The 22,881-nt window shown below is 42.4% G+C and carries 20 protein-coding genes, 1 tRNA gene and 1 other annotated feature; of the genes, 20 read left to right on the forward strand and 1 reads right to left on the reverse strand.

From position 1 onward, the window contains the following. Positions 1 to 19 precede the first annotated feature (19 nt). Together ACVS9P_RS05465 and ACVS9P_RS05470 are read left to right on the forward strand one after the other, a co-directional pair. Positions 20 to 1,285 carry a sodium ion-translocating decarboxylase subunit beta gene (locus ACVS9P_RS05465; protein ID WP_452104616.1) on the forward strand — a complete coding sequence of 422 codons (1,266 nt, stop codon included), beginning with the start codon at positions 20 to 22 and terminating at the stop codon, positions 1,283 to 1,285. Positions 1,286 to 1,360: 75 nt separating this feature from the next. After that, the gene (locus tag ACVS9P_RS05470) at positions 1,361 to 3,742 is read left to right on the forward strand and encodes an ATP-dependent helicase (RefSeq protein ID WP_452104617.1); all 2,382 of its coding nucleotides are present in this window, start codon (positions 1,361 to 1,363) and stop codon (positions 3,740 to 3,742) included. 41 nt (positions 3,743 to 3,783) lie between these two features. Here the strand turns inward: ACVS9P_RS05470 and ACVS9P_RS05475 are convergent, their stop codons facing one another. Then, positions 3,784 to 4,572 (reverse strand): hypothetical protein, encoded by a 789-nt coding sequence (locus tag ACVS9P_RS05475; RefSeq protein WP_452104618.1) that lies wholly within the window; start codon positions 4,570 to 4,572, stop codon positions 3,784 to 3,786. Positions 4,573 to 4,740: 168 nt separating this feature from the next. On the opposite strand from ACVS9P_RS05475, the gene thyX reads away from it, so the two are divergent. The 18 genes from thyX (at position 4,741) to ACVS9P_RS05565 (ending at position 22,809) form a co-directional block, all read left to right on the forward strand. Then, positions 4,741 to 5,511, forward strand: a complete 771-nt coding sequence (gene thyX / locus ACVS9P_RS05480; protein WP_452104619.1) for an FAD-dependent thymidylate synthase — start codon at positions 4,741 to 4,743, stop codon at positions 5,509 to 5,511. Continuing rightward, positions 5,512 to 6,195 (forward strand): dTMP kinase, encoded by a 684-nt coding sequence (locus tag ACVS9P_RS05485; protein WP_452104620.1) that lies wholly within the window; start codon positions 5,512 to 5,514, stop codon positions 6,193 to 6,195. Beyond that, positions 6,182 to 7,057, forward strand: coding sequence for a DUF2156 domain-containing protein (locus tag ACVS9P_RS05490; RefSeq protein ID WP_452104621.1), 876 nt, complete (start codon positions 6,182 to 6,184; stop codon positions 7,055 to 7,057). The genes ACVS9P_RS05485 and ACVS9P_RS05490 overlap by 14 nt, the downstream gene beginning before the upstream one ends. Further along, on the forward strand, positions 7,054 to 7,902 hold the full coding sequence (locus ACVS9P_RS05495) for a GNAT family N-acetyltransferase (RefSeq protein WP_452104622.1): 849 nt from the start codon (positions 7,054 to 7,056) through the stop codon (positions 7,900 to 7,902). The genes ACVS9P_RS05490 and ACVS9P_RS05495 overlap by 4 nt, the downstream gene beginning before the upstream one ends. 26 nt (positions 7,903 to 7,928) lie before the next feature. After that, a complete protein-coding gene (locus ACVS9P_RS05500; protein ID WP_452104623.1) occupies positions 7,929 to 8,471 on the forward strand; it encodes a DJ-1 family glyoxalase III in 543 nt (180 codons plus the stop codon). Next, the gene (locus ACVS9P_RS05505) at positions 8,462 to 9,070 is read left to right on the forward strand and encodes a 5-formyltetrahydrofolate cyclo-ligase (protein ID WP_452104624.1); all 609 of its coding nucleotides are present in this window, start codon (positions 8,462 to 8,464) and stop codon (positions 9,068 to 9,070) included. The genes ACVS9P_RS05500 and ACVS9P_RS05505 overlap by 10 nt, the downstream gene beginning before the upstream one ends. Continuing rightward, complete coding sequence (gene mltG, locus ACVS9P_RS05510; RefSeq protein ID WP_452104625.1) at positions 9,067 to 10,362, forward strand: endolytic transglycosylase MltG; 1,296 nt, start codon at positions 9,067 to 9,069, stop codon at positions 10,360 to 10,362. The genes ACVS9P_RS05505 and mltG overlap by 4 nt, the downstream gene beginning before the upstream one ends. Further along, positions 10,362 to 11,570: a peptidase U32 family protein gene (locus ACVS9P_RS05515; protein WP_452104626.1), complete on the forward strand. Its 1,209-nt coding sequence runs from the start codon at positions 10,362 to 10,364 to the stop codon at positions 11,568 to 11,570. Before mltG ends, ACVS9P_RS05515 begins: the two co-directional genes overlap by 1 nt. Before the next feature lie 64 nt (positions 11,571 to 11,634). Then, entirely contained in the window at positions 11,635 to 13,230 is a 1,596-nt protein-coding gene (locus ACVS9P_RS05520) for a peptidoglycan D,D-transpeptidase FtsI family protein (RefSeq protein ID WP_452104627.1), read from the forward strand. A 36-nt stretch (positions 13,231 to 13,266) separates the two neighbouring features. Next, positions 13,267 to 13,483: a binding site (T-box leader), on the forward strand. Between the two features lie 57 nt (positions 13,484 to 13,540). After that, positions 13,541 to 16,180: an alanine--tRNA ligase gene (gene alaS, locus ACVS9P_RS05525; protein ID WP_452104628.1), complete on the forward strand. Its 2,640-nt coding sequence runs from the start codon at positions 13,541 to 13,543 to the stop codon at positions 16,178 to 16,180. 58 nt (positions 16,181 to 16,238) lie between these two features. After that, positions 16,239 to 16,577, forward strand: coding sequence for a histidine triad nucleotide-binding protein (locus ACVS9P_RS05530; protein WP_452104629.1), 339 nt, complete (start codon positions 16,239 to 16,241; stop codon positions 16,575 to 16,577). 83 nt (positions 16,578 to 16,660) lie between these two features. Continuing rightward, entirely contained in the window at positions 16,661 to 17,182 is a 522-nt protein-coding gene (locus tag ACVS9P_RS05535; protein WP_452104674.1) for a phosphoribosyltransferase family protein, read from the forward strand. A 30-nt stretch (positions 17,183 to 17,212) separates the two neighbouring features. Further along, complete coding sequence (locus tag ACVS9P_RS05540; protein ID WP_452104630.1) at positions 17,213 to 19,414, forward strand: ComEC/Rec2 family competence protein; 2,202 nt, start codon at positions 17,213 to 17,215, stop codon at positions 19,412 to 19,414. Beyond that, a complete protein-coding gene (holA, locus tag ACVS9P_RS05545) occupies positions 19,414 to 20,454 on the forward strand; it encodes a DNA polymerase III subunit delta (protein ID WP_452104631.1) in 1,041 nt (346 codons plus the stop codon). The genes ACVS9P_RS05540 and holA overlap by 1 nt, the downstream gene beginning before the upstream one ends. Before the next feature lie 3 nt (positions 20,455 to 20,457). Further along, complete coding sequence (locus ACVS9P_RS05550; RefSeq protein ID WP_452104632.1) at positions 20,458 to 21,051, forward strand: toprim domain-containing protein; 594 nt, start codon at positions 20,458 to 20,460, stop codon at positions 21,049 to 21,051. A 63-nt stretch (positions 21,052 to 21,114) separates the two neighbouring features. After that, a tRNA-Leu gene (locus ACVS9P_RS05555) sits at positions 21,115 to 21,199 on the forward strand. 105 nt (positions 21,200 to 21,304) lie between these two features. Beyond that, positions 21,305 to 21,982, forward strand: coding sequence for an epoxyqueuosine reductase (locus ACVS9P_RS05560; RefSeq protein ID WP_452104633.1), 678 nt, complete (start codon positions 21,305 to 21,307; stop codon positions 21,980 to 21,982). Positions 21,983 to 22,053: 71 nt separating this feature from the next. Further along, on the forward strand, positions 22,054 to 22,809 hold the full coding sequence (locus ACVS9P_RS05565) for a YoaP domain-containing protein (protein ID WP_452104634.1): 756 nt from the start codon (positions 22,054 to 22,056) through the stop codon (positions 22,807 to 22,809). Positions 22,810 to 22,881: the final 72 nt, after the last annotated feature.

Consider the following 22,881-nt stretch of genomic DNA (forward strand, 5'->3'; position numbering starts at 1 on the left):
ATAAAGAAAGGTCGTTCATATGGGAATTTTACAGGGCCTGTGGAATTCAATTCAAAACATTCTCAGCTCTTCCGGCTTTGTCTCTCATGATTGGAAAAATTACATAATGATTGGGATTGCCTGTGTATTGCTTTATTTTGCAACAGCAGAGCAGTTTGAACCTTTGCTGCTTTTGCCTATCGCATTCGGGATGCTTTTCGTCAATGTATTTCCTGGGATTATGGCGGCACCTTCTTCAGAAATGCAGCCATTGATGCAGTATATGGCTGCACATCCTGGAACAGAAGTCATGTATCCGATCGTTACAATGAATGGTGCAGAATATGTGCAGGTATCTCAGGCCGGGGGCTTGTTTTACTATCTTTATCAAGGGGTAAAGTTGGGCATCTATCCGCCGCTGATTTTTTTCTGCATTGGTGTTATGACGGATTTTGGGCCTTTGATTGCGAATCCAAAGAGTCTTATTTTGGGAGCTGCAGCACAGCTTGGCGTTTTTTTAACCTTTATCGGAGCTGTGTTAATTGGAAATCTTGGGATTCCGGGCCTTTCATTTACACTCCGTCAAGCTGGTTCCATTGGAATGATTGGAGCAGCGGACAGCTCAACCGCAGTTTTTGTGACCAGTAAATTGGCACCCGAACTTTTGGGGTCGATCGCAGTTGTCACTTATTTTTGTATAGCGTTGATTCCAATTATTCAACCGCCGATTATGCGTGCGCTGACAACAAAAAAAGAGCGCATGATTGTGATGGCGCAGTTAAGACCTGTTTCTAAATTGGAAAAAATTTTGTTTCCAATTATTATTACAATTTTAGTTGTACTGCTTTTGCCGGATGCGGCTCCGTTAGTCGGAATGCTGATGCTTGGAAATTTGGTGCGTGAATCCGGTGTGACCGTGCGGCTGCCTGATATGATTCAGAATGCGTTGATGACGATTCTAGTTGTACTTTTAGGTGTCACGGTTGGTGCAACAGCTACTGGAAAAGCCTTTTTGAATGTACAGACGTTAGGTGTTATTTTGCTGGGACTGATAGCCGTTTGCGTTGGAACAGCCGGAGGGATCCTTTTTGGAAAGATTTTGTGTCGGGCAACGCATGAAAAGATCAATCCTTTGATTGGTTCGGCAGGTGTATCAGCTGTACCAGTGGCAGCGCGTGTTTCACAGAAAGTGGGGCAGGAGGAGAATCCTGCGAACTTCCTTTTGGTGCACGCTATGGGATCAAACGTAGCTGGAATTATTTATTCTGCAGTGGTGGCAGGAACCTTTTTAAGTATTCTTAAATAATTGATGATATGATTATATAGAGAGGAAGGCTCGCACACGCAATGCGTGCGGGCCTTTCATTCGCGGAGGGATTCTATGAATAAAAATAGGGCACAATTGAGAAAAGAATTTTTGGAAAAACAGTTTTCAAGGATGAATGATCGGCAGAAAGAAGCGGTTTTTTGCGTAAAAGGACCACTTCTAATTCTGGCGGGAGCAGGCAGCGGAAAGACGACTGTTTTGGTTAATCGAATCGCCAATTTGATTCGGTTTGGAAACGCATATCACAGCGACTGGTTTCAGCAGTCTTTTACAGAAGAAGAGGAGCAAACGCTTGCTTCTGCGCTGGAATCTGGAGAAGAAGTTCCGCAAACGATCCAGTCTCATTTGGCGGTTGAATCATGCTATCCGTATCAGATCCTGGCAATTACGTTTACGAATAAAGCCGCAGGGGAACTCAAAAACAGGCTGATGTCTATGCTTGGAGAAGACGGAAATGAAATTTGGGCCAGCACGTTTCATTCAACCTGTGCAAGAATTTTGCGCCGTTATGGCGATGAAATCGGATATAGTAATCATTTTACGATTTATGATACCGATGATAGTAAACGTCTAATGAAAGAGTGCCTGAAAGAGCTTCATATTGATGAGAAGATTTTTCCGATTAAGATGGTTCTCAATCAGATTTCTCATGCAAAGGACAGTGTGATTTCTTCTAAAGATTACTTGAAGACTGCCGGAAACGATAATCGTCTGCTTTCTATCGGAAAGGCGTATGAACTTTATCAACGCCGTTTGAAGGAAGCAAATGCGATGGATTTTGATGATTTGATTTGCAATGCTGTCAAATTGCTTTCGGAACATTCAGAGGTCCTTGAATATTATCAGAATAAATTTCGTTATATTATGGTGGATGAGTATCAGGATACCAACCATGCGCAGTACTTATTAATCAAACTGCTTGCACAAAAGAATCAAAATCTCTGTGTGGTCGGCGATGATGATCAGAGCATTTATAAATTTCGTGGTGCTACCATCGAAAATATCATGAGTTTTGAAAAGACTTTTCCAAATGCCAAGGTGATTCGTTTGGAACAGAATTATCGTTCTACGCAGACTATTTTGAATGCGGCAAATGCTGTTATTTCCAATAATACCGAAAGAAAAGGAAAAACTCTTTGGACGAATAATCCTGTCGGAAGTTTGGTCCATGTCCATTCCGCTTTGAGTGAGCAGGATGAGGCAGATTACATTTCGAAGGGGATTCTGGACAGTGTTGCGAAGGGAAGAAAATTCAGCGATCATGCGATTCTTTATCGTATGAACTCACAGTCCAGCACGTTGGAGCGTCATTTCGTAAAATCAGGAATTCCTTATCGTATTATTGGCGGGCTCCGCTTCTATGAACGTAAGGAAATTCGTGATATGATTTCTTACCTAAGTGTAATCAATAATCCAAATGATGAAATTCGTTTGAGAAGAATTATCAACCAACCAAAACGCAGTATCGGGGATAAAACAATTGCACAGGCGGCCGAGATCGCAGCTGCGTTGGATCAGTCCCTGTTTTCCGTGATCTCCAATGCAGATCAGTATCCTTCTTTGAGCAGATCGGCTCCGAAACTTCAGCAGTTTTCCGCCATGATGAACGAACTGATACAGGCGGCAAAAGATCCCCAGATTGGTCTGAAAGAACTTTATGAATTAATGTTAGACAAGACCGATTACATAGCAAGTCTGAAAGTTGGGGTGGAAGAAGGCGCACAGGAACGGCTGGAAAACATCAATGAATTAAGCTCCAATTTACAGCAGTATGAAGAAGATAATGGGGAAGAAGCTTCTCTGGAAGGATTCCTTGAAGAAGTTTCTCTGATGACGGATATTGATAATTATGATGGAGCGGCCGACTCCGTTGTTATGATGACCATGCACTCAGCAAAGGGGCTGGAATTTCCAATCGTATTCCTGCCGGGATTTGAGGAAGGAATTTTTCCGGGAGTCCAGGCAATTTATAACCCGCACGAGATTGAAGAAGAACGGCGCCTCGCTTATGTGGCGATTACTAGAGCCAAGGAAGAGCTTTATATCCTGCATGCGAATAGCCGGATGATATTTGGAACCACTCAGCGAAATCGTCCCAGTCGCTTTTTGCAAGAGATCCCAGCGGAATTGACCGAACAGACAGAGTCAAGATCGTGGAAAAAGCCTGAAGAAGGAATTTCTCTTCCAATTTCCAGAAAAGATAGTCAGAGAGCAGAAACAGTAGCTGCACGAAAGTTTGGTCCTTCGCAGTCTTTGAAGAGTCATCCCACAGGCGTAACGTTTGCCCCGGGGGATTCCGTGTGCCATAAGACTTTTGGGCATGGAATGGTATTGTCTGTTGCTCCAATGGGAAATGATGTGCTCCTTGAAATTGCATTCGACTCCATCGGAACAAAAAAATTGATGGCAAATTTTGCTCGTTTGACAAAAGAATAAAAAAGAAGCGGCAGATTTTAGAAGTCTGCCGCTTCTTTCTTTTAGTTAGAATCCTTATTGCATCCGCACTCGCTGGCTTTGGGCGGGAAAAATTCGTCAGTAGGAAAGTCGATCTTCTTAAACATTTCGCAGGGGTCGTCACTGCTGTTGGGGCATTCTTTTGCCGGGAAGCAAAAATCATAAGCTGGAATCAGCATCTGAACGTTGCGTACAATTTGTACAATTGAGAACAATCCGATTGTGATATAGATGTTCCTTGCACATTCCGTATCAAAGTCGCCGCCAAATTGTTTGCTGATTTCTTCTGGTACCTGGTAGCCGCAGCTGCATCCGGGGCGAGCATCGCAGACCCGTGCAGAGAGGCCCACAGGATCTGCAACCTGTACAACAGCTTTCGGAAGAACTTTTCCAGTTTCCGGTGGAAGGCTGTCATCACAAGGGTGACCGGATGTAAAGAGTTTTACATTCCCATCACTGCCATAAAGAATTGCCTTTTTGGTGAACAGGGAAAGCCCGTTTACCGAAACAGGGCAGGAAGCTGGTGCCGTATAGACATCAACACAAACGTCAAACACAAAGGTCATATCAACAGAATAAAAGCCTTTGTTAAATGGGACTGGCTCCATATTGACATAAGTTGTGATCACATCCACACTGCGCAGACGGACACTTGCACAGTGCTCTATTGTAGGACGCTTGCTGGTAGCAAAGAATACCTGTAGATCTTCCAGGCAGTCTTTAGAACTGCAGGAGTCATAGACGCGCTGAGCATCAACACAGACGGCTTCTTTAAAGCAGCCGTTTTGCTGTACTTCATTGTTTTGTTGCATATAAAATCCTCCTATCAAAGCATCATGGAGTTCGCTTATCCCATCTTATGAGATTTTCGAAAAATGGTGCGAAACTTTATAAAAAGAATTTTAGGTTGAATGAGTAGTCGGAATTTGATATAATAAAAATAAAAATGGGAAAATAGATATCAAAAGGAGGACTTTTCGATGGCAACAGTTACATTGCTTTGCTATACGCCTATGCCTGAAAAGCTCGTCGCCAGTGCAGCTAAACTTTGCTATTCTCCGACGAACATTCAAAATATTCAGGAGGGGCTTGACGAAGAAAAAACTTCACAGTTTGTGAAAATGCTGGCTGATTTAGGCCATGACAGCCCAATCGAACATGCTTCTTTTACTTTTGGCATTGAAGGCGTTTCTCGTTCTCTTATGGCTCAGATCACTCGGCACCGAATTGCAAGCTTCAGTGTTCAGAGTCAAAGATATGTTGCAGAATCTCGTTTTGAATATGTGATTCCGCCGGAAATCGAATCCATTCCGGAAGCAAAACAAGAATTTTTGAAAGCCATGGAAGAAGATCAGGAACATTATGAGCATCTGACAGCTCTTTTAAAAGAAAAGCATGAAAAAGAGTGGCTTTCTAAAGGATTTTCTCCGAAACAGGCGGCTTCTAAAGCTCAAAAACAATCGATTGAAGACGCACGTTTCGTCCTTCCCAACGCCTGCACGACAAAGATGATTTGTACCATGAATGCACGCAGCCTTCGCCACTTTTTCTCTTTGCGTTGTTGTAATCGAGCACAGTGGGAGATTCGTGATGTAGCAATTCAGATGTTGGCACTTGTCAAAAAAGTTGCCCCGGATCTTTTTGCTGTTTCAGGACCTTCTTGTATTCGTGGAGCTTGTTCCGAGGGGAAAATGTCCTGCGGAAAAGCAGAGGAAATGCGCTCGTATTTTAAAAGAATCGGGGAAGAATAATTGGCTGGAAAACTGATTGCGATAGAAGGCTTGGATGGAAGCGGAAAAGAAACACAGACAAAGCTTCTTTGCGAAGCCCTGTCTTCTCGGAAAATAGCATTTCAAAAGATTTCTTTTCCGGACTATGAGAGTCCTTCCTCGTCTCTTGTGAGGATGTATCTTAACGGTGATTTTGGAAATCAACCGGGAGACGTCAATGCTTATGCGGCTTCGTCTTTTTATGCGGTAGACCGTTTTGCCTCTTATAGGCGTTGTTGGAAAAGAGCGTATGATCGGGGAGACATGATCATTGCGGATCGCTATACAACCAGCAACTTGGTTTTTCAGCTTCCAAAGGTTGAAAAAGAAAAATGGGGTGAATTCCTCAAATGGCTGGAAGACTATGAATATGAAAAATTGGGGCTGCCAAAGCCGGATCTGACTTTTTATCTGGAAATGCCGGAAGAAGTATCAGAGCAGCTTTTAAATGAGAGATATCATGGGGATGAAAGCCAAAAGGATATCCATGAGAAAGATTGTTCTTTTCAGCATGCCTGCCGTGAATCGGCTGCTTTTGCTGCGCAGACTCTCAAATGGCAGATTGTACATTGTGTGGAAAACGGTCGCTTGCGTACTCCAGAAGAAATTCACCGCGAGATGACCCAAAAGATAGATAAGGAGTTTTCAGCATATGCTATCATTTAAATATCCTACGTTGGAAGATCGAATATGGCTACAACCCATTTTGTCTCAGAGCGGATGGATGGGCAGTGAAGCAGCTTTTGGAACGCTGTTTCTGTGGAATCATACTTATCATTCGAAAATTTGTCAACATGAAAATTTCGTTTTTCTATGTTCCGGAAAGCATTGCTGTGCGTATAATTTTCCAATTGGGGAGAATCCCTATGAAGGAATGGAGCTTTTGATTGAAGATGCAAAGGAAAAAAAGATTCCATTTAAAATGTGGGGAATTACGCAGTCAGGCATAGAAGAACTTCAACGTGATTTTCCGGGAAGATTTGAATGTGATTTTGATCGGAACGGTTCCGATTATATTTATTCTACAAAAGATTTGATTACATTATCAGGGAGAAAATACCACAGCAAGCGGAATCACATTGCTAAATTTGAGCGTTCTTACGCATGGCGTTATGAAGAGATTACTGGGGAAAACATGAATGACTGCCGCGAAATTGCGATAAAATGGAAACAGGATAATGATGGTCCCGAAGCAGAAATGGAAGCTTTGGAAAAAGCATTCCAAAATTTTGAAGCGCTCCATTTGCAGGGTGGATTGGTTTATGTAAACGAAAAGCCAGCCGCTTTTACGATTGGGGAGGAGATCAATCCAAAAGTGTTTTTGCTGCATTTTGAAAAAGCACTTCCGTATGATGGCCTTTATGCGGTGATTAATCATGAATTTGCTAAACGCCATTTGGAGCAATATGATTATGTAAACCGAGAGGAAGATATGGGATTGGAGGGCTTGAGGAAAGCGAAGCTTTCTTATCAACCGGCATTTTTACTGCAGAAATATGCAGTATCATTAAAGGAGCCCACAAAATGATTCGCTTTGCTGATTGGTCTATGCTAAAAGATTTAATCTTTCTTTGGCAGATTGCGTTTCAGGAAGAAAAAAGAGCGGCAAGATTTTATTTTACGAATTTTTTTCATCCTGAAGAATGCCTTGTAGTAGTAGAAGAGGAAAAACCGGTTTCGATGCTGCAAATGCTTCCGGGAAAAATTTCACTTCGAAATGATCAAAAGGTATCAGCTCAATATGTTTTCGCCTGTGCAACCCTTCCGGAGTACCGCGGGCAAGGGTTAATGAAGCAGCTGCTTAGTAAGGCCGAACAGGTTGGACTTGAAAGAGGAGATTGGTACTCTATCATTTTGCCTGCAAATGAAGGTCTCTATCATTTTTATGAGCTTTCTGGTTACAGCACTTGCTTTAAAGCAGGAAAAGCGGATTTTTCATATGAAGAGTTAAAGAAAATTTCCGATGGCTTTTTGGCGCAAAATAATTTACCGGATATTCCAAGACTCAATCAGGTTCGAAATCGTATTTTGAAAGAAGTTCCAGGGTCTATGCTTTGGAACAAACAGGGATTTTGGAGAGCAATCCGGTTCGGTGAGGTTTATGGGTCTCATTTGATTGCGCAGAAAAATGCTTATGCACTTGCTTATATGGAAAACGATACTTGTCAGATTCCAGAATTAATGTCCTCTCAATCGGATTTTCCGCAGCTTATGGCATCAGTGCTTGCTAAAATGCCTGCGAAGATTTATCATTTAAGAATGCCGATAGGCCCTTTTTCTCAATTCGAAATTCCATTTGGAATGGGAAAGGCACTTAAAGAAAAAACGCTTTTGGAAGTCGAAGGTGGATATCTTGGGTTGGCGATGGACTGAATTTTGCTTGGAAGGAGTTAACAGATATGATTCTTCTTTTTTTGGCGGATGGATTTGAAGAAACGGAAGCGTTAGTACCGGTAGATTTGCTGCGCCGTGCAAAATGTGAAATCAAAACGGTTGGCGTTGGAAAAAAAGAGATTACAGGTTCCCATGGAATTTCTGTCATGACTGATATAACAACGGAAGAACTAGCTCCATATTCCGATTCGACAGAAATGGTGATTCTTCCCGGAGGAATGCCGGGAACACTCAATTTGGAAGCGTCTAAAGAAGTCAAAAAAACAGTGCTGAACGCTTTTCAGAAAGGGAGTTTCATTGCTGCAATTTGTGCGGCACCATCTGTTTTGGGGCATTGGAACCTTTTAAAAAATCAGACAGCGGTCTGTTATCCGGGCTACGAAAAAGATCTCGGCTGCAAAATCGGCAGTGAATCCGTGGTGTGCAGTGGGCAGTTCATCACGGCAAAGGGTGCCGGTGTTGCTCTCGATTTTTCGTTTCAGCTGATTGAAGCTCTTTGCGGGAGCAAAAAAGCTCTCGCCGTTAAAAAATCAATTCAATGCCGGTGAAAAATATTAAAGCGCTGAAAATTAGTCTGCGGCAGCATTACAGGGAATACCGGGAAAATCTGGATTCTTCTCAAAAGAAGGCTTTGGACTATGAAATGCATCAGCGCTTATGGAAATTGCCCGCATATCGTAAGAGTCAATTGATTTTTACTTATGTTAGTAAACCCATTGAAGTTGATACACATATTTTAATTGCTACAGCACTTAGCCAGCATAAATTGGTAGCAGTTCCTCGCTGCATCGAGAACAATGAAATGGAATTTTATGAAATCCGTTCATTTGATGATCTTGCACCCGGAAACTTCGGTGTTTTGGAACCGCTCCCGGAAAAATGCCGTAAAATCACAGATTTTTCGCAGGGACTTTGTATTGTTCCGGGCTTCAGTTTTGATTCGAATGGATTTCGGCTTGGCTATGGAAAAGGTTATTATGATCGTTTTTTAATGAAATTTGCAGGAAATACGGTAGGACTGTGCTATAGTGCCTGTGTACAGTGGAATCTGCCGCATGGATATTATGATCGACCGGTCGATGTGCTGGTCACAGAAAAATATATCAGGCGCATATCACATGAAAAGTTTGCTGGAGGTAAGGCATGAACGACGAAAAAGAGAAGCAGCAGAAGGATGATGAATCTCTGAATAGTTTCAGTGGAGATGCAGCCGTCCGTGCAGAAGCGGCCAGAGAGGCCGGCGAAGAAAAACGGTCTAAACAAGCGCATAAAAGACGAAATCGTCAGAAACGAAAGGGAAATCGCCGCTTTTTCCGCTTGATCTGGTGGGCCATGATTGTCATTGTCAGTGCGGTTGTTGCAAAATATATGCTGACCGGAATGAATGATCTTCTTGCAATCGGAAGAAGTTCAGCAACCGTGACGGTTGAAATTCCGGAATCTGTGACGGAAAAAGAAGTTTCTATGTCACAAGATAATATTCAGGGCTTATCTTTTCAGCAAGTTTCTGCTGCAAAACAGAGTAATCAAGAAGTGACCCGCCAAATTGCTCAAATTCTGCAGAAAGCCGGTGTGATTAACGAACCGGATTTCTTCTGCTTGTATTCGAAAATTAGAAAAGCTGACGGTAGTTACCGCAACGGTTCTTTTGAAGTAAAGACAGATTTGGATTATGAGGGGATCATTAATACAATTCAGTCTACGGCAAACCGACAGGATATCGTAAAAGTAACGGTTCCAGAAGGACTCAATGCGATGGAACTGGGGACTTTGTTGGAACAAAATGGAATCTGCAAGCAGGAAGATTTTTTGAAGGAACTAAATACCAATGCTTTCGACTCCAGCTATACGATGATTAACGATTTGAATGGAACTTCAGGAAAATATTATAAGCTGGAAGGCTATCTTTTCCCAGATACCTACCAATTCTATCAAAATGAAGATGTCCAGAACGTTGTACAAAAGATGGTACAGAATGCAAATAGTCAGTTTACCCAACAGTTGCAGGATGAGGCGAAAAATCAGGGATATACGTGGGATCAGGTTATTACACTGGCTTCTATTATTCAGGCGGAATCAGCCAATGAAGAGGACATGTACAATGTTTCTTCTATTCTCCACAACCGTTTGAATTCCGGTAAATCACTGAATATCTATACGCTGGACTGCGATTCGACGAAATACTATCCTTATCGGACAAAAGATGATATTCCGGAAGATCAACGCAACACCTATCTGAGTAATTACAACACTTATCAGCTGCAGGGACTGCCTGCGGGCGCTGTGTGCAACCCGGGAGTAAAAGCAATTCAAGCAGCTCTGCAGCCGAATAAGACCTCTTATTATTACTTCTGCCATAATCAGACGACAGGACAAGCCTATTATGCTTCCACTTATGCAGAGCATCAGGCAAATCTCCGGACCGCGGGGCTGCTCTAATGAAGAAAAGGCCAGAACTCCTTTCTCCTGCAGGAGATTTTGAAAGTTTGCAGGAAGCGGTTCGTTATGGGGCAAATGCCGTTTATCTTGCTGGAAAAGAATTTGGGATGCGCGCGGCATCTAAAAATTTTGGCGATGAAGAGCTAATAGAAGCGGTTCGGTTTGCGCATGCACACGGGGTTAAAGTTTATCTTACCTGTAACACCATCCCAAGAAATGAGGAGCTCCAACGGATTCCAAAGTTTCTTGAAAAAGCACAGGATGCGGGTATTGATGCGTTTATTATGACGGATTTTGGTGTGATGGAGATGGCAAAGAAATACGCACCGAAAGTTGCACTGCATATTTCCACACAAGCTGGAGTTGCCAATTACGCAACTGCAAATGCGTTTTATCATCTGGGGGCTTCAAGGGTGGTGCTTGCTCGTGAACTTTCCATTCCGGAGATTGCACAAATTCGAGCACATATTCCAGAAGATCTTGAAATTGAGTGTTTCGTGCATGGCGCTATGTGTGTTTCTTTTTCAGGAAGATGCCTCCTTTCCAGCTATTTGACTGGGAGAGATGCGAACCGTGGAGCCTGTGCACAGCCATGCCGTTGGAAATATGCTTTATGTGAAGAAACACGTCCGGGAAAATATTTTCCGATTGAGGAAGATCAAGATGGAACATATCTGTTAAATTCCAAGGATATATGTATGATCGACTATCTCCCTCAACTCTTGGAAGCTGGTGTTACCAGCCTAAAAATAGAGGGGCGGGCAAAATCTCCTTATTATGTGGCAGCTGTTACGAATGCGTATCGGCGTGCTTTAGAGGATGCTGTGAATGGTGCTCCGTTAACTGCATGGGCGGAAGAAGAACTTCATAAAATTAGTCATCGAGAGTATTCTCATGGTTTTTATTTAGGGAAGGAACCCGGACAGACTTTGGAAAGCAGTGGGTATGTCCGTGAATATGAAGTGATTGCTGTCTGCGAATCTTATGGAAATGGAACTGCAGTTTTAAAACAGAGAAACCGATTTTTTGCTGGTGAAACAGCAGATGTGATGGAGCCCGGAAAAGCGCCATACCTTGTTCCGTTGACAGAACTTTATGATGAGGACGGAGAGCCCCTCCAAAATGCAAATCATGCAGAGATGAAAGTGCTTTTAAAGACAGAAATTCCGATTGCTCCCGGTGCTTTTTTACGTCATAAACTTTCATAAAATAAAATTATAGATTATAAAACACCTTCGAAGTGGAAAAACTATCCTTCGGAGGTGCTTTTTTATGGGAAAAAGGGTAGTTTCATTGTTTGCAATTCTGATGCTTGGCCTGTCTATTTGCATTATTCGTCTCTATGGATTGACGATTCATGATGGGACTTTGGCGCAGGCAGCTGCAAATCAGCAAAAATACACCTTGCAGATTCGAAGGGAGAGGGGAATGATTTATGACCGAAAGATGAAGCCGCTGACAGAAGGAAGCACCGAATATCTTGCAGCGGTTGCCCCCAGTACGGAAACAGCGGCGGCATTGAGTAAAATTTTGCCGCAGTCTAAAATCAAAAGTGTCTATCAGCTTTTAACGGAACGAAATCCTTTTCTGCTGAAGCTCGATCAAAATATTTCGGCACCAGGGGTGACGGTCTTTCCGCTTAAAAGCCGTTATTCTAGCCCTGCATTGGCGACGCACTTAATTGGATATGTAGATGAAGGCGGCATGGGCGCTGCGGGAGCAGAAAAGGCTTTTGATGATTCCTTGTCTCAAAACGAAGGAGAACTAAAAATCACCTATCGAGTAGATGCTCTTGGACACATCCTTCCAAGTGATACGTCGGAAATTACGGATACTTTGTCGCAGGATTCTTCCGGAGTTGCCCTCACACTGGATCGAGATATTCAGAAAATTACACAAAAAGCAATGGATAGGAAGATCAGTAAAGGCGCAGCAGTGGTCTTAAATGCAGAAAATGGCCAACTGTTAGCCTCTGTCAGCCGTCCTGATTTTAATCCAGATGATATATCATCAGCAATGAATGCTTCTAATAGTCCATTACTCGATCGTACGATTTCATCTTATAGCGTTGGTTCTGTGTTTAAATTAGTTTCGGCAGCGACTGCTTTAGAAAACGGCGCGGATCCAAATGAAGAATATAATTGCACCGGAAAAATTGAAGTCGATGGGCAATCGTTTGCTTGCTATAATGGAGAAGCACATGGAAAAGTGAACCTTCAAAAAGCAATCTCGGAGTCCTGCAATGGATACTTTGTGCAACTCATGCAGAAAGTTCCGCAGGAAAAATTCTTATCAATGGCACGTTCTTTAGGATTTGGAGATTCTTACGAATTATTGCCGGGTATTCATAGTTCTTCAGGAACGCTTCCTTCGCTTAATACGTTAAAAATTCCTAGAGCGCTCGCAAATTTTTCTTTTGGACAAGGAGAACTGACCGCTTCTCCCATTCAGATTGCGGCGATGACGGAGGCGATTGCTTCTGGCGGACTTTATAGAAAACCAGTGGCTTTTTTAGGGACAGTGGATCAAGGCGGGAACTTGGCTATAAATTCGATGCAGCAGCCAAATAGAGTCATGTCTCAAGAAACATCTCTGATTCTAAAAAATGCGATGAAGCTTTCTGCATCGGAAGGCACTAGTAAGCTAGGAAAACCCGACTTTGTAGAGGCGGCGGCAAAAACAGCCACTGCGCAGACAGGACAGTATGACGGAGATAAAGAAAAGGTTATTAGCTGGTATACCGGATTCTTTCCGGCAGAGTCCCCAAAATATGTGGTTACTATTCTGGCAGAAGACGGCGATGGAGGCGGTACAACCTGCGGCCCTGTTTTTAAAGAAATTGCAGACGAATTATACCCGAAGAATTGACTTTTATCGCGGGAATGCTTATAATTTAAAAAGATGTGAAAAGCGATGAAGGGAAATAATTCTTTTTAAGGCATTGCAGAGATTCTGCCGTATGGTGCGAGGCGGAAATGTTACAGAAAGAATGAGCCGTCCCAGAGCTCCTTGCGGAGAGCAAAGGCGTTTTATCTGCGTTAAAGGTAAAAAGAGGTGACTGTCTAGATTCTTAAAAGACAGTTGCAATTTGGGTGGTACCACGGACTCTTCCGTCCCATTGTGGGCGGAGGAGTCTATCTTTTTTTAAGATGATCATAAAAGGATGGAGAAAAAGTATATGGAGTGGACTGGATTAAATGAAATCCGCGAAAAGTATCTGGAATTCTTTGAAAGCAAGGGGCATTTGCGGTTGCCTAGCTTTTCTTTGATCCCTAAAGATGATAATTCGCTTTTGCTGATTAATTCCGGTATGGCACCGATGAAAAAATATTTTACAGGGGAGGTAACTCCACCGCGCAAGCGCGTTACAACCTGTCAGAAATGTATTCGTACCGGTGATATTGAGAATGTCGGAATTACCGATCGTCATGGTACCTTTTTTGAGATGCTGGGCAATTTTTCTTTTGGCGATTATTTTAAACACGAGGCCATCCCGTGGGCATGGGAATTTTGCACGAAAGTTATGAAAATGCCGGTGGATAAGCTGTGGGTTACAATCTACTTGGATGACGACGAAGCTTTTGAGATTTGGACAAAAGAAGTCGGCGTTAACCCGGATCATATCGTTCGTCTCGGCAAAGAAGATAATTTTTGGGAACACGGCTCCGGCCCTTGCGGTCCCTGCAGCGAAATTTATTTTGACCGCGGAGAAGAACACGGCTGCGGAAAACCTACTTGTGGCCCTGGCTGCGAGTGTGATCGCTATGTTGAATTTTGGAATGTCGTATTTTCACAGTTTGATTCCGACGGAAAAGGAAACTATCCGCCGATGGAACACCCGAATATTGATACTGGCATGGGGCTGGAACGTCTCGCTTGCATTATGCAGGGAGTCGATAATCTGTTTTTGGTGGATACCATTCAAAGTATTTTGCAGCATGTATGCCGTATTGCCAAAGTTGAATACGGAAAAGACAAGAAAAAAGATGTTTCAATCCGTGTGATCACAGACCATATTCGTTCCACTGTTTTCATGATTGCAGATGGTGTGATGCCTAGTAATGAGGGACGCGGTTATGTCTTGCGCCGTTTACTGCGCCGTGCAGCCCGTCACGGAAAGCTTTTAGGAATTAACCGTCCATTTCTCTCTGAGGTTGCGGAAACTGTAATTGAGCAAAGCAAAAAAGCGTATCCGGAACTCGCTGAAAAGCGTGCGATGATTCTGAAACTTGTCTCGGTGGAAGAGGATAGCTTTAGCCGGACGATTGATCAGGGGATGCAGCTTTTAAATCAGCTGATTGATGATAATTCGACAAAATTGATTTCCGGAACGGATGCATTTAAACTGAATGATACCTATGGATTCCCTCTGGATTTGACAAAGGAAATTGCTGCGGAGCGTGGAATTAAGGTCGATGAAAAATCATTTTTTGAATTGATGAAGGAACAGAAAGAACGTTCCAGATCCGCCCGTAAAAACGCCGGAGCAGATGCATGGGCAGGAGAAAGTAATCTTTTAGAGGATCTGTCTGAAACGGAATTCTTAGGATATACGAAAGATTCTGTAAATGCAAAGATTCTTGGAATCGTAAAAGATGGAGAGAGAGTCCAAAATGCGACTGCCGGAGACGATGTAACGCTGATCCTTGACCGTACTACTTTTTATGCGGAAAGCGGCGGACAGGTAGGCGATACCGGATTTATTACTTCTGCAGACGCCATTGTTAAAATTGAGGACACCACGAAAAATCACGCAAAGACTTTTCTCCATTTTGGCCACATCGACGCAGGAAGTCTTCAGGTAGGGGATACGGTTGCAACTGAGAGAGATCAGAAGCGCCATCAAGCCATTATGCGAAATCATACGGCGGCTCATCTACTGCAGGCCGCTCTTCGAAAGGTACTGGGAGATCATGTGGAGCAGGCTGGACAGCTTGTGAATGAAGAACGGGTGCGCTTTGACTTTACACATTTTTCAGCTTTAACGGCAGAAGAACTCTCAAAAGTCGAATCGCTGGTCAATACCGTTATTTTGAATGCGATTCCTGTTACCTGCAAGGAAATGCCGATTGAAGAAGCAAAAAAATTAGGAGCAATGGCACTGTTCGGCGAAAAATACGGAAAAATTGTTCGTGTCGTTTCTGTTGAAGGTTTCAGTAAGGAATTTTGCGGCGGCACACACGTTGATAATACTGCAAAGCTGGGGCTCTTTAAGATTGTTTCAGAAAGCAGCGCAGCTGCCGGAGTCCGCAGAATTGAAGCTGTTACAGGATATGGAGTTTATGAGCTTTTAACAAATCTGCAAAAGGAAATCAGTGAGACGGCTTCTGTTATGAAACTTAACAGTGCCACTGATTTGCTTTCTCATGCAGAACAGATGATGCAGCAAATAAAAGAAAAAGATAATGCAATCAACGAACTTTCCCAAAAACTTGCTGGATTTCAAATTGATGGTTTGTTTGCGGGAGCGAAGATGATTAACGGAGTACGGGTATGTACCGCAATGTTTTCCGGTACTGATCCTGCTACTTTGCGAACCATGTGTGATAAAATCCGTGACAAGGCCCCTGATATGGTTGCCGCTTTGATTGGAATCAATGAGGGGAAAGCTTCTGTGGCGGTCACAGTAGGAAAAGATGCAATGCAGCGCGGTGCACATGCCGGAAAAATTGCCAAGGCGGTCGCAATGATTGCCGGAGGCAACGGCGGCGGACGGCCTAATTTTGCGATGGCTGGTGCGAAGGATCTGACAAAGTTAGACGAGGCACTAAAAGCGACTGAAGGAATCGTGCAGAAAATGCTGAAACCTGAGGAATAAAACTGATAAAATGATTTGATGATAGATAAAATCATCTGGTAGAAAGGAGGAAAATCTAATGGATTGTGTATTCTGTAAAATTGTATCGGGGGAAATTCCAAGCAAAAAAGTATATGAAGATGATCTCTGTGTTGCTTTTTGTGATCTGGATCCGCAGGCGCCGGTTCATATTTTAATTATTCCGAAAGAGCATATTGAATCTGCAGCTAAGATCAATTCTGAAAACAGTGGAATTGTGGCACATATTTTTGAGGTGGCCGCAAAACTGGCCGCAGAGAATCATTTGGATGCCGGTTGGAGAATTGTCTGCAATGTTGGAGCAGACGGGGGACAGACAGTTCTGCATCTGCATTTTCATCTACTCGGAGGACGCTCTATGAAATGGCCTCCCGGCTGAAAAATATCATTAAAGATTATTAGAGAAAGGTCTTGCTTTCATTGAATGAACAGATCGAAAAAAATGGGCTTGCTTATTACAGAATGACGATCGCCGGCTGCGTACGCGATCTTCCGATCTGCCCAATCGGAGAACATATGGATATTGCCGGATTTGTAATGCTCGGAGATGTTGAGATTACAAAACGTTCTGCAGAAGAGCTTTTAAAGAAATGTCCTGAGCACGATGTTGTAGTGACTGCAGAAACAAAAGGAATCCCGCTTTGTTATGAAATGGCACGGCAGGGGTGTGGTCGTTATATTGTAGCTAGAAAGAGTGTAAAAGCTTATATGCGCAACCCGATTCATGTAGAGGTAAAATCCATCACAACGGATCATCTGCAGAGACTGTATTTGGCAGAAGATGATTACACCGGCCTTAAGGGGAAGCGTGTACTGATCGTAGACGATGTTATCAGTACAGGAGAGTCTCTTAAAGCGATGGAGGAGCTCGTGGAGAAATTCGGCGGAAATATTGTAGGGCGTGCTGCCGTATTGGCAGAAGGCGATGCAAAAGACCGTAAAGATATTATTTATCTGGAGCCTCTACCATTGTTTGCAAAGTGATTTTTTGCAGGCAAACAAGGAGGAATTTTTATGAAACGGCCGCTTGCGTTAGTAGGTTTTACATATCTGCTGGCACAGGTGGCCGCTGTCTTTTTAAAAAATTACTCGCTGACTGCCGGATTTTCTATTGGATGTTTTCTATCCTTTTTCATTTTGATGCAGATTCCATTTTGCAGAAAGACTTATTGTTTTCCGGTGGTGTTTCTGACCGCTGCGGTCGCTTTTGCCGTTTTTACAGTCAGTGATTGGAATATTTCGTCTGTTAAATCGTTCGATGATCGAGAAGCAACGGTAACCGGAACGGTTATGGAGACACCGGAACTATCCAATGAGAAGTTTTATTATATAGTGAAGGTGGATTCCTGCGAAGGAACAGACACAGATGAATTAATTGGAAAAACGATTCGCCTTTCGTCAAAACAGGCACTCGGTGCAGAGAGCTTTGACACTCTAACTTGTAGAGCACATTTTTATTCTACTTCCGATTCCTTTTCATCGTGGTCTAAAGGAATTTCTTTGGAAGGCTATATCTTTGAATATATGCCTTTTTCCTATGAGACGCCACAGAACTATCCTTTGACTGCATTTCCAATGAAGCTGCGGGAGCAACTGCTGAGCAATATATGGGATCATCTTTCAAAAAAAGCAGCCGGCCTTGGAGGAGCACTGCTTTTAGGGGATAAGGCTTCTCTTAGCCAAGAAGTTGTGGACGATTTTCGAATGGCCGGAGTCAGTCATCTAATGAGTGTTTCCGGATTTCATATGGCAATTATGACGCAGCTCTTTTTCTTCCTTTTGACATTTGTGCCGATTTCCCGTCGCCGAAAGAACCTTTTTGCAGTATTTGGAATTTGGCTTTTCATGGCGGTTACAGCGTTTACTCCCTCAGTCCTCCGCAGCGGAATCATGTACTTGATCATGCTGATTGGAAGATTCTTTTATCGGCGGGCAGACAGTTTGAATTCATTGGGATTTGCCGTTTTCCTGATTTGTTTGCTGGATCCTTTTTCGGCAGCAGATCCAGGATTTTTGCTCAGTGTCAGCGCAACGCTTGGAATTCTGATTGCTGCTTCTCCGCTTACAACCTATTTTCTTCATCGTTTACCGGAAAAAGTGCGAGACAATAGAGTCTTAAAAAACTTCAGCAAGATTCTTTCTCTGACGATTTCTTCAATGCTTTTTACACTTCCGGTTATCCTGATTTATTTTCACACGTTTACTCCGGTATCCTTCCTTTCGAATTTCTGCTTGCTTTGGCCGGTAACACTTTTTCTTTATACAGTTGCCGGTACCGCAGTTTTAGGGGGAATTCCGGGTGCGAAAATTTTAGTAATTCCATTTTCATGGGCAGCAGAGCATCTTGCAGATGGAATTTTAAAAATGGTACATTGGATTGCTTCTCTGCCGTATGCTTCTATTTCGATATCAGAGGATTTTTCTCAATTCTTTTTGATGTGTGTCTTTTTACTGCTTGGGATTACGCTCCTTTGCTTTTGCTCAAAGAAAAATTTACAGGCAGCGGGGATTTTATCCGTCTGTATTTTGTTTGCAGGAATTTTTGGATGTCAACTCGAAAGCTATAATGCCACATGGGTCACGTTTGTAGGAGGAGGAAAGGAAACTAGTCTCATTCTTACAAAAAATGGGAAGAGTGCAGTGATCGGCTGTAATACAAAGAGCAGGCTGATTGATTATGCTCTTCGAGAGCAAAATACAAAAGAGGTCTGTTTCCTTTCCTATTTGACGAAAAAACCTTCAGAAGAATGGGCAGCTTCTGATTTGATCTCGAAATGGAAACCGGATCATGTATTGCTGCAGCCAGCCACATATTTGGAAGATTCTATCCGAATTGCATTGCCAAAAGCCGAAAGTGTTCATGCATTTGGAACTGCTTCTCAGATTGAGCTATGGGATCAAATCCGAATTACAGTTGTCCGTGGTGCAGCTCTTGCCACTATAAATGATACAAAACTTTTGATTTGTTCTAAAGGAACGTCACTTGATTCTCTGCCTGAATCGTTTCAAAATGCAGATTTTTATTTTGGAGTTGATCTTCCAAAATCTTCAAAACCCTTTCAGCCAAATAATATCTTTTTAAATCATTATTTGTCTTCTTCACTGCAAAAGAGCAGCGCTAAATTGAATGTTCCAATTTATATTACAGATGGGAATGGAAATTTTGTTTTGGAGATGAAGCCGGATAATACGATTAAAATCAGGAGGAGTGCATAATGCCGATTGTCTCAGAGCCGAATTTGCGCAAAATTACCGAGCAGAATCAACTATCAGGCCTTTATTTGCTTTATGGGGAAGAACCATATTTGGTGTCCCAATGGGCAAATCGGATCATCAAAAAAGTAGTGGGGAAGGATGCGTCAGATTTTAATTTTCAGCGCTTTTCCGGAGATGCTTCTGCAGATGATCTTGGAGATGCTTCAGAGGCACTGCCGTTTATGGCAGATAAAAAGTGTGTAGCGGTTTCAGATTTGACTTTGGACGGACGTACCCCAAATGAGATGAAGAAGCTGGAACAGCTGATATCAGAAGTGCCTGAGACAACGGTTTTGTTAATTTATCAGCTTTCCCCAAATATTTTATCGGCAAAAGATAAAAAATGGAAGAAAATTTTAGACCTTTGCAAAAAGAATGGAACTGTCGTGACATTTCCGAGAAAAAGTCAGCAGGAACTCTCAAAGATCCTTTGTACCGGGGCTTCTAAACATAACTGCACGCTTTCTAAATTTAATGCAGATAAAATTATTGCATCCGCAGGAACTGATCTGAGTACACTCCTTCAGGAATTGGAAAAGCTTTGTGCTTATACAGGAGAAGGGGAGATCACGAAAGAGACAATCGATCAGCTGGTGACGAAAACTCTCGAAGTTCGTATCTATGATTTGAGTAAATGGATTCTTGCGGGAAATTATGATAAGGCTTATCTTTTATTGGATCAGTTATTTGCTCAAAATGTAGAGCCGATTTCTCTGCTGTCGGTGTTGTCCGGAACCTATATGGATTTGTATCGAGTACGCTCAGCAATCGAAAGCGGAAATCGTGCTTTGGATGTGGGAAAATATTTTGATTATTCCAGACGGGAATTTGTACTGACTCGCGCAGAAAGAGAAGTGCGTGATCTTTCTATGTCGGTTTTGCGCAAGAGCTTAGATGTACTGGAAAAAGCGGATTTAGCGCTGAAAAGTTCTCGAGGAAACCGCAGAATTATTTTAGAAAAAACGTTGGCGGAATTATTGCTGACTGCCAAAGGAGATTAAAAGATGATTCATATCAATGAAGCAGTTGTAGTAGAGGGTAAATATGATCAAATTAAATTATCTTCCATAATTGATGCATTGATTTTACAAACACATGGCTTTCGAATTTTTCAAGACCGGGAGCAGCTTGACCTGTTACGTCATCTAGCAGAAACGCGGGGACTTCTGATTCTTACGGATAGTGATTCGGCTGGATTTCAGATCCGTAATTTTTTGGTGGGGGCGATTGGTCCCGAGTATATCAAGCATGCTTACATTCCCGATGTTTTTGGAAAGGAACGCCGAAAAGAAAAGCCCGGAAAAGAAGGAAAGCTTGGCGTAGAGGGAGTCCCAAAAGAAATTATTTTGGAAGCACTGCGCCGATCTGGCGCAATTGACGGGCAGTCTGAAACTTTAAAAACGCCTGAAAATCAGATTACAAAACAGGACTTGTTCTTTTTAGGATTATCCGGTTGTGACCAAAGTGCAGAGAAGCGTAGGCAGCTTTTAAACTATCTGCAATTACCTGAACACCTTAGTACCAATGCATTACCGAAAGTTTTAAATGCGTTTTTTACCAAATCTGAATTTGAACAGATATGCGTTCGGATTTTTTAAAAAAGTGAAAATCCGGTTGACAAGATATGATAGAAAGTGCTATACTATTTGAGTCGCTGAGATGCGCGAGTGCTGGAATTGGCAGACAGGCACGTTTGAGGGGCGTGTGTTGTATGACGTACGGGTTCAAGTCCCGTCTCGCGCACCAAAAAATCCACATACAGGTTTTAAACCTGCATGTGGATTTTTTCGTCTTTTTATGTTATATTTACTTTAAATTGTTATGTAACCGGCATGTAAGGGGGTTCGAGGCATGAAGAAAGAAATCAAGAATTTTATTTTGAACTTGGGTGCGGATGTGTGCGGCTTTGCGAATATCGACCGCTTTTCTGAAGCACCTGTAGGGTTTCACCCAAAAGATATTTTCCCGGATTGTCAATCGGTCATTGTATTTGGAATTGCTCTTCCAAAGGGATTAACAAAGGTCGACTCGAGACTCATATATGGCTATTTTAATAACAGTACCTGTCCGAATGTTGACTGGGTGGCATTTAGAGCAGCAAAAGGAATTGAAAGGCTTTATGGTGGGTATGCTGTACCGCTTCCCTCAGACGATCCTTATGAATATTGGGATTCGGAAAAAATGGAGGGGCGTGGCTTGATATCCATGAAACATGCCGCCGTGCTCGCTGGGCTTGGAACACTGGGCAAAAACACATTACTTCTAAATGAGGAGTACGGTAATTTACTAACGTTAGGAGCAATCCTTACGGATCTCAATCTTGAATCCGACCCACTTGCCAAGAATATCTGTATTGACGGTTGCAGCCTATGCATTCAAAGCTGTCCAACTCAAGCCTTGAATGGCAGCTGCACAAATCAGGCAAAATGCAGGCCAAATACATATGGAACCAATGCAAGAGGTTTTAATGTTGTCAACTGTAATAAATGCAGAACAGTTTGCCCGATGCGGTTTGGAAAGGGAAAATAATAAAAGAGACCGGGCTTATGAGCATACTACCCTTGTTGTCCAATTGGGTTTTGAAGCCAAGGAGACGCTATATGGAAATTATTACTGTTACAAAAGATAATTTAGAGCAAGAACATATTTGCTGTGCCATTTCAAATAACAATGATTGTCAGGTCTCCGCAAAAAAGTCTTGGCTTGCGGAGAGATTTTCTGATGGACTTGTCTTTAAAAAAGGCAATGTACGAGGCAAATGTTTTATTGAGTATATTCCTGCTGAAAAAGCATGGTCACCGATTAAAGCGGATGGATATATGTACATAGATTGTCTTTGGGTATCGGGACAATTTAAGGGACAGGGCAATTCTAATCTTCTGTTGGAGGAATGTATTAAGGACAGCAAAGAAAAAGGGAAACAGGGACTTGTAGTTTTATCTTCTAAAAAGAAAATGCCATTTCTTTCAGATCCAAAGTATTTAAGACATAAAGGTTTTGAATTAGCTGATACTGCAGAGCCATTTTACGAGTTATTGTATTTGCCTTTTGGAAAGGTATTTGACAAACCTCGCTTTAAGGACAGCGTTAAATCTCCAAAAATAGAAGAACAGGGTTTTGTGCTTTACTATACATATCAATGCCCATTTACAGCAAAATATGTACCTTTGATTGAAGCTGTTGCTAATGAGAAGAGTATTCCATTTAAGACAATTCGCTTTGAAACCGCGGAACAGGCACAGAACGCTCCTGCTCCCTTTACTTCTTATAGTTTGTTTTTTAATGGCGAATTTGTAACAAATGAAATCCTTTCTGGTAAGAAATTTGAAAAAATCATTGCGGAAAAAGGGCTGTAAGAAAATAGTTTAAAGTGTTTTGCGCAGCTAAAATTACGTATCCAAGTTGAGTAAATGACACAAAAGATGCAA

The sequence above is a fragment of the Caproicibacterium sp. NSD3 genome, assembly GCF_053613275.1.